The sequence below is a fragment of the Streptomyces sp. NPDC085932 genome (assembly GCF_044540525.1).
Taxonomy (GTDB): Bacteria; Actinomycetota; Actinomycetes; order Streptomycetales; family Streptomycetaceae; genus Streptomyces; species Streptomyces levis.
This window is the reverse complement of the sequence record NZ_JBITSJ010000001.1, coordinates 655,498-667,561: the sequence shown is the minus strand read 5'-3', so window position 1 is coordinate 667,561 and position 12,064 is coordinate 655,498. Positions and strand designations below refer to the sequence as shown.

Here is a 12,064-nt window from a genome sequence, read left to right as displayed (position 1 = left end):
CGGTCGGCAGACCCTGCTCTCCCCGTCCGCGCGGGCCAGGTCCGCAGGGACTGTCGCGAGCGGTGGCAGTCCCTGCGGGCGCACAACCACCCGCAGCGGGCGATGCGCGGCCCGCGCCGCGGGGGTTGCCTGGAGAGCCTCGCGCCACGGCCCCGCGGCGCGGGAGACCTGTCCGCAGCCACCGTTCACGGGCCGCCCGGCGCCGCCGGGGCGGCCCGGAGACAAGGGGTGTGACCATGTGCCGCTGGCTCGCCTACTCGGGCACCCCCGTGCTCCTCGACGACGTCCTGTACCGTCCGCAGCACTCGCTGATCGACCAGAGCCTGCACGCGCGGATGGGGGTGGAGACCACCAACGGCGACGGTTTCGGCGTCGGCTGGTACGCCTGGCACCTGCGCACCCCGGCCGTCATCCGCGACACCGGCCCGGCGTGGAGCAACCGCAATCTGCGGGAGATCGCCGACCACGTCCGCTCGCCGCTGTTCTTCGCCCATGTGCGGGCCTCCACCGGGACGGCCGTGCAGCAGACCAACTGCCATCCCTTCCGCCACGAGCGCTGGATGTGGATGCACAACGGGGCGATCACGGGGTTCTCCGCGATGCGCCGGGACCTGATGCTGGCCGTGGACCCGGAGCTGTTCCCTTCGCTGGAGGGCACGACCGACTCCGAGGTGATGTTCCACGTGGCGCTCACCTTCGGGCTCGACAGCGACCCGCCGGGCGCGGTGGCGCGGATGGTCGGGCTCGTCGAGCGGCTCGGGCACGAGCACGGAGTGCCGGAGCCGCTGCAGATGACGGTCGCGGTGACCGACGGCGAGCGGATGTGGTTCTTCCGGTACTCCAGCGGCGGCGATTCCCGGTCGCTGTACTTCAGCAGCCGGGTGGAGGACGTGCGCGCCCTCCACCCCGACCTCGCGTTCCTCAAGCACATCTCCGACGAGACCCGCCTGGTGGTGTCCGAGCCGCTGGGTGATCTCCCCGGTGTGTGGAACGCGGTGCCGGAGAGCAGCTACGGCGTCGTCCAGCCCGGCCGGGACCTGCTGCGGCACTTCGAACCGGAGCCCGTCTGAAGCCCCGGACGACGCCTCAGCGCAGCCGGGCGGCGAACACCTCGTGCGCCTGCCGGTCGAAGAGCACGAACCGGACCCGTTCGACCGCCGTGTCCGCCGCCCGGACCGTCTCGACGGCGATGCGGGCGCCGTCGTCCATCGGCCAGCCGTAGACGCCCGTGGAGACGGCGGGGAAGGCGACCGTGCGGGCGCCGAGTTCGTCGGCGACGCGCAGCGACTCGCGGTAGCAGGAGGCGAGGAGGTGCGAGCGGTCCTCGGTGGTGCTGTACACGGGGCCGACGGTGTGGATGACCCAGCGGGCGTCGAGGTCGCCGGCGGTGGTGGCGACCGCCTGGCCGGTGGGCAGGCCCTTGCCGTACCTGGACGCACGCAGCTTGCGGCACTCGTCCAGGATCGCCGGGCCGCCGCGCCGGTGGATCGCGCCGTCGACCCCTCCCCCGCCCAGCAGCGAGGAGTTGGCCGCGTTGACGATCGCGTCGACGCTCTCGTGGGTGATGTCGCCCCGGACCGCTTCGATGGTGGTCACGTCTGCCTCAGTCGCTTCCAGACGGCCTTGGCCGCGTTGTGTCCGGACATGCCGTGCACGCCGGGGCCCGGCGGGGTCGCCGAGGAGCAGATGAAGATCGCCGGGTGGGGCGTGTGGTACGGGAAGAGCGTGAGCTTCGGGCGGAGCAGGAGCTGCAGGCCCGAGGCCGCGCCGGTGGCGATGTCACCGCCGACGTAGTTGGCGTTGCGGGCGGCGAGTTCGGGCGGGCCGGCCGTGGCCCGGGCCAGGACGCGGTCGCGGAACCCCGGCGCGAAACGCTCCAGTTGACGTTCCACGGCGTCGGTGAGGTCGCCGGTCCAGCCGTGCGGGACGTGCCCGTAGGCCCAGAAGACGTGCTTGCCCTCGGGGGCGCGGGTCGGGTCGACGACGCTCGGCTGGGTGGTGATCAGGAACGGCCTGTCCGGAGCCCTGCCCTCGCGGGAGGCCGCGCGCAGGGCCGCCCCGATCTCCGCGCGGTCCGCGCCGATCTGCACCGTGCCGGCGACGCGGGCCTCCTTCGCCGTCCACGGCACGGGCCCGTCGAGCGCGTAGTCGATCTTGAACACGCCCGGTCCGTAGCGGTAGCCGGCGTAGTGGCTGCCGAAGCCGGCGATCCGGGCCAGGGCGGTGGGCGAGGTGTCGAAGACGTAGGCCCGGGCGGGCGGCAGGTCGTCGAGGCGCTTGACCTCGTAGTCGGTGTGGACTTCGCCGCCGAGGTCGCGCAGGTGGGCCGCGAGGGCGTCGGAGAGCGCCTGGGAGCCGCCCCGGGCGAGCGGCCAGCCGCGCGCGTGCGCCGCCAGCGCGAAGACCAGGCCGACGGCGCCGGTGGCGAACCCGCCGAGCGGTGCCATGACATGGCCGACGAGCCCGGCGAAGAGCGCCCGGGCCGGTTCGTCGCGGAAGCGGCGCATCAGCAGGGTCGACGGGGGCAGGCCGGCGAGCCCGAAGCGGGCGAGGGTCACCGGGTCCCGGGGCAGCGCCGTGAGCGGCAGGGACATGAAGTCCCGTACGAGCGTGTCCCACTGGGGCAGGAAGGGCTCGACCAGCCTGCGGTAGGCACCGGCGTCGCGCGGCCCGAAGGAGGCGGCCGTCTCGCCGACCGACCGGGACAGCACGGCCGCCGTGCCGTCCGGGAAGGGATGGGCCATCGGCAGCTCGGCGTGCAGCCACTCCAGGCCGTACCGCTCCAGCGGCAGGGCGCGGAACGCCGGGGAGTTGACGGCGAGGGGGTGGGCCGCGGCGCACGGGTCGTGCCGGAAGCCGGGCAGGGTGAGCTCCTCCGTGCGGGCCCCGCCGCCCACGCTGCCCTTGGCCTCGAAGACGGCGACGGAGAAGCCGCGCCGGGCCAGCTCCACCGCCGCGGTCAGTCCGTTCGGTCCCGCACCCACTACGACGGCATCGAGCATCGACGGCACCTTCGGACCCCTTCGTCAGCCGACGGCCACTGGGGGATCAGGATATGCCCGGGGACGGACAGTCACCGGTCGCGGGGGACATCGGCGCCGGACGGCCGGTTCGCGACGGTGACTCCCCGTCCATGCGTACGCACGGTCGTCATCTGTGCGCATCATGCAACGGTTCCGTCGTCACGCGCCGCCTGCCAGCAGGGCCGCGATCCGGCGGGCCGTGGCCGCGTCGCGGGCCGCCGTGAACGGCAGGGCGTTGCCGCCCGTGATGCGGAACGGCTCACCGGTCAGGGTCAGATGGGCGCCGCCCGCCTCCTCGACGAGGAGCAGACCGGCCGCGTGGTCCCAGGCCGCCTCCCAGGAGAAGGCGGTGGCGTCGGACTCGCCGCGGGCGATGGCGAGGTACTCCAGGCCGGCCGAGCCGCACGCGCGCGGCGCGACGCCCTCGGTACGCAGGCCGAGCAGGGCGTTCTTCTGCTCGTCCGTCGTGTAGTCCGGGTGGGAGGTGGCCACGCGCAGGTCCTGGCCGGGCTCGGGGACGCCGGCGAACAGCCGCTCGCCGTCGAGGTAGGCGCCCTTGCCCCGCTGGGCGGTGGCCAGCCGGTCGCGGGCCGGGGCGTAGGTCCAGGAGGCGAGGAGGGTGCCGCCGTGCGCGAGCGCGACCAGGATGCAGAATCCGGCCTCGCCGCGCACGAACTGCCGTGTGCCGTCGACCGGGTCGACGATCCAGACGGGGGCGTCACCACGGATGGCCTCGTAGGAGGCCGGGTTGGCGTGGACCGCCTCCTCGCCCACCACGACCGAGCCGGGCAGCAGGGCGACCAGCTCCTCGGTCAGGTACAGCTCGGCCTTGCGGTCGGCGTCGGTCACCAGGTCGTGCGGCCCGGTCTTCTGGTCGATCTCGTGCGCGGCGAGCCGGCGCCAGCGCGGCAGGATCTCCACTTCGGCCGCCTTGCGGACGGCCTCTTCGACGTCGGAGGCGTGCCGGACGAGAAACTCTTCGATGGTTTCGTTGCTGTCGATCACCCTTCCATCACAACACGCGCCGCTGACAATCCCCACCCGCCGGGTGCATCCCGGGTGGCCGCACGGTGAACTCCGGGCGTGCGAGAGGCACGGTCACCGGCCGACGGCGTACCCCTGCATGCCGCGCGGATTCGCCGCCGCCGACAGCACGCCCGTCTCCGGGTCCCGGGCGACCGCGCAGAGCCGGCCCTCCGACCAGGGGTCGCCGACGGTCACGTCGTGGCCGCGCCGCCGCAGCTCCGCGACGACGGCCGGGTCGGTGCGGCCCTCCACGGTCACGCTGCCCGGGCGCATGCCGCGCGGGTAGAAGGAGCCGGGGAAACTGTCGTTGTGCCAGTTCGGGGCGTCGATCGCGCCCTGCAGATCGGGCCCGCCGCGGACCTCGGGGCGCAGCGCCAGGGCCAGGAGGAAGTGCAGCTGCCACTGGTCCTGCTGGTCCCCGCCGGGCGTGCCGAACGCCAGGACGGGCACTCCCTCGCGCAGGGCGATCGACGGGGACAGGGTGGTGCGGGGGCGGCGGCCGGGGGTGAGGGTGCCGGGCAGGCCCTCCTCCAGCCAGGTCATCTGGAGCCGGGTGCCGAGCGGGAAGCCGAGTTCGGGCACGACGGGGTTGGACTGGAGCCAGCCGCCGCTGGGGGTGGCCGCGACCATGGTGCCCCAGCGGTCGACGACGTCGAGGTGACAGGTGTCGCCCCGGGTGCTGCCGTCGGGGAGGATCTCCGGTTCGCCGGGCACGGGCGAGGTGGGAAGCTTCGCGACCGTGGGTTCGCCGGTGCCGAGCGCGTCGAAACCCTCCTGGGCGGCGGCGGCCACGCGCGCGTGCGCGCTCAGGCGCGGGGTGCGCCCGCCGGGGCTGCCGGGCCGCAGGTCGTGCTCGGCCCGCTCGCCGACGAGGGCGCGGCGGGCCGTGTTGTACGCGCGGGACAGCAGGTCGTCGAGCGGCACGTCGGCCGCGTCCCCGTACCAGGCCTCCCGGTCCGCCATGGCCAGCTTGCAGTTCTCGATCAGGAGATGGACGTACTCGCCCGAGCCGTACGGGGGGAGCTCGGGCGGGAGCAGGGCGAGCTGCTGCAGCAGGACCGGGCCCTGGCTCCAGGGGCCGGGCTTGCACACGGTCCAGCCGTTCCAGTCGTGGGTCGCCGGTGTCTCCCAGGTCGCGGACCAGGCGGCGAGGTCGTCGGCGGTGAGGGTGCCGGTGTGGTGGGTGCCGCTGGTGTCGAGGGTGGGGCGGGCGGCCTGCCGTACGAGCGCCTCGGCGATGAAGCCGGTGCGCCAGACCTGCCGTGCCGCGTCGATCCGCGCCTCGCGGTCACCGGCTCCGGCGGTCTCGGCGAGCAGGCGTTTCCAGGTGGCCGCCAGCGCGGGGTTGCGGAACAGCTCGCCGGGGCGGGGTGCCTTGCCGCCGGGCAGGTAGACGTCCGCCGAGGAGGTCCACTCGGTCTCGAAGAGCGCCCGCACGGTCTCGACGGTCTGGCCGACGCGCTCCACGGGCGGGTGGCCGTGCTCGGCGTAGCCGATGGCGTACTTCAGGACGTCGTCGAGGCCCTTGGTGCCGTGGTCGCGCAGCAGCAGCATCCAGGCGTCGAAGGCTCCGGGCACGGCGGCGGCGAGCGGCCCGGTGCCGGGGACGAGGTCCAGGCCGAGACCGCGGTAGTGCGCGGCGCTCGCCCCGGCCGGCACGACGCCCTGCCCGCACACCACCCGCGTCTCGCCGCCGGGCGGGGCGTACAGGATCGGCACCTCGCCGGCCGGGCCGTTGAGGTGGGGTTCGACGACGTGCAGCACGAAGCCGCCCGCGACGGCCGCGTCACAGGCGTTGCCACCGTCCTCCAGCACGGCCATCGCCGTCTGGGAGGCTAGCCAGTGGGTGGAGGAGACCATGCCGAAGGTGCCCTGGAGGGTCGGGCGGGACGTGAACATGCGGCCTGTCACCTCTCGTCGTCGTACGCCACTCGTCCCCCTCCCCCTGTCGCGGCCCCGACAAAACATGGGCCTCCCGGGAGGTGGGCAAACCGCCCACGGACCACGCAACCATCCGGATTCGCGAGCCTTCGTGGTGAGGCACCGTCACCGCCCGGGCACGCAGCGAGTTCGCACTTCCGCCCCACAGGGACTCGTGTGACACTGTCGTCCCGTCCGCCGTGCGGACCCGTTCCGCACCGTCCGTCCCCCACGAGAAGGGCGCCGTGCGTTCTCTACCCCTGCCTCTCGCCCTGACCGCACGCCTGTCGCCGGTGGCCGTGCTCGCCGCGGCGGGCTGGGCGCTGTCGTCCGGCCCGCTCGCCGCGCCGACGGCCGCCGAGCCCAGGCCGGCCGAGGAGAAGACCGAGACCCAGTCCGCCTCCGCTCCCTCGACGTCGACGGAGTCGAAGACGTACGCGGCGGCGCCCGCGCCGTGCGAGAGCGTCGCCAAGAAGACGATCGAGTCGCTGGTGCCGGGCGCCAAGACGGCCGGCAAGGAGATCCCCTCCACGGACGCGAAGCTGCGCCGGACCTGCTCCTGGAACGCGCTCAAGGGCTACGACTACCGCTGGCTCGACGTGTCCTACGAGGTGATGGCGTCGGACGAGGCGGCCGAGAAGTCGTACCGGGAGCAGTTGGAGCGCAGGAGTGGCGGCGGGGCCGTCCCCGGCCTGGGGGACAGCGCGTACTCCGTCGTGAACCTCACCACCGAGGACAAGCAGCAGACCCGCGAGGGCGTCGTGGTCGCCCGCGCGTCGAACGCGCTGGTGACCATCACCTACAACGGCAGCGACTTCGAGTCCAAGAAGGCGCCCGACACGGACACCATCAACAAGGGCGCCATCAAGGCCGCGAAGGAAGCGGTGGCCGCGCTGGAGAGCGAGAAGGGCTAGGGCACTCCAGCGCGGCGGTCACCGGAGTTCAGCGGGCGGCGCGGCCGGGCAGCGCCATCAGCAGCAGGTACAGCACCATCGACGTGCCCAGGCCCACGGCCCAGCCGTAGTCGGCCAGATCGGCGAGTGCCGGGACGGGACGGCCGTCGACGAGCGGCTTGAGGCTCGCGCCGCCGACGGCGAGGACGCCTCCGGCCGCGAAGGCGACGACGGCCCGCCAGTTCCAGCCGCCCGCGTACCAGTACCGGCCGCCCGGGCGGTAGAGGTCGGCGAGGTCCAGCCGGGAGCGGCGCAGGATCCAGTAGTCGGCGATGAGGATGCCGGCCACGGTGCCGAGCAGGCCGCCGACCAGGCCGAGCCAGGTGAAGATGTAGCCCTGCGGGTCGGAGTACAGCTTCCACGGGAAGATCAGCACGCCCAGGACGCAGGTCGCGAGGGCACCGGCGCGGAAACTGATGCGGCGGGGCGCGATGTTGGAGAAGTCGAACGCCGGGGAGACCAGGTTGGCGGCGACGTTGACGGACAGCGTCGCGACCAGCACGGTGACCAGCGCGAAGAGCAGGCCGACGGTGTTGTCGGTCTTCGCCGCGAGCTGGACCGGGTCCCAGATGGCCTCGCCGTAGACGGCCTGGGAGCCGGAGGTGACCATCACCGACAGGAACGCGAAGAGCGTCATGGTGGTGGGCAGGCCGAGGGCCTGACCGCGGGTCTGGGCCTTCTGGCTCCTGCCGTAGCGGGTGAAGTCGGGGATGTTCAGCGACAGCGTGGACCAGAAGCCGATCATGCCCATGAGGGCGGGGGCGAACAGCGTCCAGAAGTCGGCGCCCCAACCGAGCTTGGAGGGCTGGTCGAGCAGCGGTCCGAAGCCGCCCGCCTTGTCGCTCATCCACCACAGCATCACGAACGCCCCGACGAGCACGAAGGGCGCCGCCCAGTTCTCGAAGCGGCGGATCGTCTCCATGCCCCGGTAGATGATGACGACCTGCAGCGCCCAGAAGACCGCGAACGACAGCCACATGGTCCAGGCGTAGCCGCCGACCTTCGCGGCGTCCGTCCAGCCGCTGCCGACGAGCTTGCCGGCCAGGAAGTAGATGGCCTCGCCGCCGATCCAGGTCTGGATGCCGAACCAGCCGCAGGCCACGAGCGCCCGTACGACGGCGGGCAGGTTGGCGCCGCGGATGCCGAAGGAGGCGCGCGCGAACACGGGGAAGGGTATGCCGTACTTCGGCCCGGCGTGCCCGGTGAGCAGCATGGGTATCAGCACGATCACGTTGGCGAGGGCGATGGTGAACACCGCCTGCTTCCAGTCCATGCCGACGGCGATGAGCCCGGAGGCCAGGGTCCAGGAGGCCGTGTTGTGGGCCATGCCGACCCACAGCGCGGAGAAGTTGTACGTGGTCCAGGTGCGCTGGGCGACGGGGACCGGCAGCAGGTCGTCGTTGGCGTAGGGACCGCTCGGTGCCGGGGCGCCGGGGGCGATCTCCACCCGGCCGTCGGCGAGGGTGACTTGGGTGGTCGGTGGGGTGGCCGTGGGAGCGGTATCGGTCATGGGCCGGGCCAATCAGGGAGGCGGGACGGGAATGGCCGTGCGGGTGATGCCGACGGGGGGTGCGCTCGGGGCGTCCTGCGCCCCCTTCCCGGGCCGGGGGAAGGGGGAGGTCAAGAGGAGTGCCAGGGGGACTTCAGCCGTTGACCGCCGGGATCACCCGCGATCCGTAGGCGTCGATCACGGCCTCCTGCGCGTCGTGCATGTCGTACACGGCGAACTGGTCCACGCCCAGTGCGCGCAGCGCGTTCAGCTTCTCGATGTGCCGCTCGACCGGGCCGATCAGGCAGAACCGGTCGACGATCTCGTCGGGCACGAACCGGGTGTCCGGGTTGCCGGCCCGGCCGTGGTGGGAGTAGTCGTAGCCCTCGCGGGACTTGATGTAGTCGGTCAGTTCGTCGGGGACGGCGGCCGAGTGCTCGCCGTACTTGGAGACCAGGTCGGCCACGTGGTTGCCGACCATGCCGCCGAACCAGCGGCACTGCTCGCGCGCGTGGGCGAGCGCCTCGGGCGAGTCGTCCTCGGTGACGTAGGCGGGGGCGGCCACGCAGACGGTCACCTCCGACGGGTCGCGTCCGGCGGCGACGGCCGCGTCCTTGACGGCCTTGACCATGTACTCGGTCAGGTACAGGTCGGCCAGCTGGAGGATGAAGCCGTCCGCCTCCTCCCCGGTCATCTTCAGCGCCTTGGGCCCGTACGCGGCCATCCAGACGGGCAGTTCGGCGTCCGGCTTGATCCACGGGAGCCGGACGACGCTGCCGCCGCCGAGGTCGGCCTCCCGGCCGCTGCCGAGGTCCCGGATGACCCGCATGGCGTCGCTGATCCGGGCCAGGGTGTTGGGCTTGCGGCCGGCCACGCGCATCGCGGAGTCGCCCCGGCCGATGCCGCAGACCGTGCGGTTGCCGAACATGTCGTTGAGGGTGGCGAAGGTGGAGGCGGTCACCTCCCAGGTGCGGGTGCCGGGGTTGGTCACCATCGGCCCGACCTTGAGTTTCGTGGTGTTGGCGAGGATCTGGCTGTAGATCACGAACGGCTCCTGCCACAGCACGGCGGAGTCGAAGGTCCAGCCGTGGGTGAAACCGTTGCGTTCCGCGCGTTTCATCAGGCTGATCACCCGCGAGGCCGGCGGGTCGGTCTGCAGGACGAGTCCGAAGTCCATCCGCACCACTCCTAGTTGAGGTACTGACAGGTGGAACGCGGGGTGAAGACGCCGTGTCCGGCGTGCCCGGTGTACTCCCGCTCGGTGACGACGGGGACGCCGCGCGAGAGCACCGTCTCGACCCGGCCGGTGACCCGCCTGCCCTCGTACGCCGAGTAGTCGACGTTCATGTGGTGGGTCTCGGCCGAGAGGACCTGCTCGGCGTGCGGGTCGTAGATCACGACGTCGGCGTCGGCGCCCGGGGCGATGGTGCCCTTCTTCGGGTACAGGCCGAACATGCGGGCCGGGGTGGCACACGCGATCTCGATCCAGCGGCGGCGGCTGATGTGCCCGTCGACGACGGCCTGGTGGAGCAGGTCCATCCGGTTCTCCACGCCCGGGAGGCCGTTGGGGATCTTGGAGAAGTCGCCGCGGCCGAGGTCCTTCTGGCCGGTGAAGCAGAAGGGGCAATGGTCGGTGGAGACGACCTGGAGGTCGTTCGTGCGCAGCCCCTGCCAGAGCTTGGCCTGGTGCTCGCGCGGCCGCAGGGGCGTGCTGCACACGTACTTGGCGCCCTCGAAGTCGGGCTCGGCGAGGTTGTCGGTGGACAGGAACAGGTACTGCGGGCAGGTCTCGCCGAAGACGGGCAGTCCCTCGTCGCGGGCGCGGGCCAGCTCGGCGACGGCCTCCATCGCCGAGACGTGCACGACGTAGAGGGGTGCCCCGGCGACCTGGGCGAGCCGGATGGCGCGGTGGGTGGCCTCGGCCTCCAGCAGGGCCTTGCGGACCTCGCCGTGGTAGCGCGGGTCGGTCTCGCCCCGGGCCAGGGCCTGTTCGACCAGGACGTCGATGGCGATGCCGTTCTCGGCGTGCATCATGATCAGGCCGCCGTTGTCGGCGGAGCGCTGCATGGCGCGCAGGATCTGGCCGTCGTCGCTGTAGAAGACGCCCGGGTAGGCCATGAACTGCTTGAAGGAGGTGACGCCCTCCTCGACCAGCAGGTCCATCTCCTTGAGGGTGTCCTCGTTGACGTCGGAGACGATCATGTGGAAGCCGTAGTCGATCGCGCAGTTGCCCTCGGCCTTGGCGTGCCACGCGTCGAGGCCCTCGCGCAGGGCCTGCCCGACGCTCTGCACGGCGAAGTCGATGATCGTGGTGGTGCCGCCCCAGGCGGCGGCGCGGGTGCCGGTCTCGAAGGTGTCGGAGGCGAAGGTGCCGCCGAAGGGCAGCTCCATGTGGGTGTGGGCGTCGACGCCGCCGGGGATGACGTACTTTCCGGTGGCGTCGATCGTGCGGTCGGCGGTGAGGACTCCGGGCGCGGCCAGGGCGGCGATCCGGCCGTCCTCGATCAGGACGTCGGCGTGGACTTCGTCGGAAGCCGTGATGACTAGACCGCCGTGGATCAGTGTTCGGGTCATCGGGCGCTCCTCACTGTGAGTGCGTGCGGGTTCGTCGTGGCTGGTCGCGCGCACGCGGCGGCAGCCGCATGTCGACTACGGCCCCGCGCCCCTAGGGGGCGGTCAGCGGGCCGTAGGCTCCGGGCGCCCGGTCCCGGTAGAACTGCCAGCGGTCGCGGACCTCGCGGAGCTTGGCCAGGTCCAGGTCGCGGACGACCAGTTCGGGCTCCTTGTCGCTCGCCACCTCGCCGACGAACTGGGCCTCCGGGTCCACGAAGTACGAGGTGCCGTAGAAGTCGTTGTCGCCGTACTCCTCGACGCCGACCCGGTTGATCGCGCCGACGAAGTACTCGTTGGCCACGGCCGCCGCCGGCTGTTCCAGCTGCCAGAGGTAGCCGGACAGGCCCCTGGAGGTGGCCGAGGGGTTGAAGACGATCTCGGCGCCCGCGAGGCCGAGTGCGCGCCAGCCCTCGGGGAAGTGCCGGTCGTAGCAGATGTAGACGCCGACCCTGCCGACGGCGGTGTCGAAGACGGGCCAGCCGGAGTTGCCGGGGCGGAAGTAGAACTTCTCCCAGAAGCCCCGTACTTGGGGGATGTGGGTCTTGCGGTACTTGCCGAGGTAGGAGCCGTCCGCGTCGATGACGGCGGCGGTGTTGTAGAGGACGCCGGGCTGCTCCTCCTCGTACATCGGCAGCACCAGCACGAGGCCCAGTTCCTTCGCGAGGGCCTGGAAGCGGCGGACGATCGGGCCCTCGGGGATCTGCTCGGCGTACTCGTAGAAGGCCGGGTCCTGCACCTGGCAGAAGTACGGGCCGTAGAACAGCTCCTGGAAGCAGAGCACTTGGGCGCCCTGGGCGGCGGCGTCGCGGGCCGCCTGCTCGTGGACCTGGATCATCGACTCCTTGTCGCCGGTCCAGGCGGTCTGGAAGACGGCGGCACGGATCACTCGGCTCATCGGGACCTCCGGTCGCTCGGTGTGCCGTGAGCCTAGGAAGCCGGGACGTCGTCGTTGAGTTGCACCGTGTCACGTCCCGGGGCGTGCGGCGTGCCACCGTGTCACTCTCGTACGGGCTCATGTTTCACCGCCGTTTTCCCAGGTG

The 12,064-nt window shown here is 72.2% G+C and carries 10 protein-coding genes; 2 read left to right on the top strand and 8 right to left on the bottom strand.

Annotated features, from left to right (window positions below):
• The first annotated feature begins 236 nt into the window (after positions 1–236).
• The gene (locus ACIGAQ_RS02575; RefSeq protein WP_311680863.1) at positions 237–1,070 is read left to right on the top strand and encodes a class II glutamine amidotransferase; all 834 of its coding nucleotides are present in this window, start codon (positions 237–239) and stop codon (positions 1,068–1,070) included.
• A gap of 16 nt (positions 1,071–1,086) precedes the next feature.
• On the opposite strand, the gene ACIGAQ_RS02570 is transcribed toward ACIGAQ_RS02575, so the two are convergent.
• The 4 genes from ACIGAQ_RS02570 to ACIGAQ_RS02555 form a co-directional block, all read right to left on the bottom strand.
• The gene (locus ACIGAQ_RS02570) at positions 1,087–1,596 is read right to left on the bottom strand and encodes an O-acetyl-ADP-ribose deacetylase (RefSeq protein WP_399778617.1); all 510 of its coding nucleotides are present in this window, start codon (positions 1,594–1,596) and stop codon (positions 1,087–1,089) included.
• Positions 1,593–3,002 carry a phytoene desaturase family protein gene (locus ACIGAQ_RS02565; RefSeq protein WP_399778615.1) on the bottom strand — a complete coding sequence of 470 codons (1,410 nt, stop codon included), beginning with the start codon at positions 3,000–3,002 and terminating at the stop codon, positions 1,593–1,595. Before ACIGAQ_RS02565 ends, ACIGAQ_RS02570 begins: the two co-directional genes overlap by 4 nt.
• A 180-nt stretch (positions 3,003–3,182) precedes the next feature.
• Positions 3,183–4,028, bottom strand: coding sequence for an inositol monophosphatase family protein (locus ACIGAQ_RS02560; protein WP_399778613.1), 846 nt, complete (start codon positions 4,026–4,028; stop codon positions 3,183–3,185).
• 93 nt (positions 4,029–4,121) lie between these two features.
• Complete coding sequence (locus tag ACIGAQ_RS02555) at positions 4,122–5,948, bottom strand: gamma-glutamyltransferase family protein (RefSeq protein ID WP_399778611.1); 1,827 nt, start codon at positions 5,946–5,948, stop codon at positions 4,122–4,124.
• Positions 5,949–6,214: 266 nt separating this feature from the next.
• On the opposite strand from ACIGAQ_RS02555, the gene ACIGAQ_RS02550 reads away from it, so the two are divergent.
• Entirely contained in the window at positions 6,215–6,883 is a 669-nt protein-coding gene (locus tag ACIGAQ_RS02550) for a hypothetical protein (protein WP_362282300.1), read from the top strand.
• A 28-nt stretch (positions 6,884–6,911) separates the two neighbouring features.
• Here ACIGAQ_RS02550 and ACIGAQ_RS02545 read toward each other — a convergent pair whose 3' ends face one another.
• The 4 genes from ACIGAQ_RS02545 to ACIGAQ_RS02530 all read right to left on the bottom strand — a co-directional run bounded on the left by ACIGAQ_RS02545 (position 6,912) and on the right by ACIGAQ_RS02530 (position 11,919).
• Positions 6,912–8,432 (bottom strand): NCS1 family nucleobase:cation symporter-1, encoded by a 1,521-nt coding sequence (locus ACIGAQ_RS02545; protein WP_399778608.1) that lies wholly within the window; start codon positions 8,430–8,432, stop codon positions 6,912–6,914.
• Positions 8,433–8,565: 133 nt separating this feature from the next.
• Positions 8,566–9,588 carry a TIGR03842 family LLM class F420-dependent oxidoreductase gene (locus ACIGAQ_RS02540; RefSeq protein ID WP_399778606.1) on the bottom strand — a complete coding sequence of 341 codons (1,023 nt, stop codon included), beginning with the start codon at positions 9,586–9,588 and terminating at the stop codon, positions 8,566–8,568.
• A gap of 11 nt (positions 9,589–9,599) precedes the next feature.
• Positions 9,600–10,985 (bottom strand): dihydropyrimidinase, encoded by a 1,386-nt coding sequence (gene hydA, locus ACIGAQ_RS02535; RefSeq protein ID WP_399778604.1) that lies wholly within the window; start codon positions 10,983–10,985, stop codon positions 9,600–9,602.
• A 91-nt stretch (positions 10,986–11,076) separates the two neighbouring features.
• Positions 11,077–11,919, bottom strand: a complete 843-nt coding sequence (locus tag ACIGAQ_RS02530; protein WP_362282292.1) for a nitrilase-related carbon-nitrogen hydrolase — start codon at positions 11,917–11,919, stop codon at positions 11,077–11,079.
• Between the last annotated feature and the right edge of the window lie 145 nt (positions 11,920–12,064).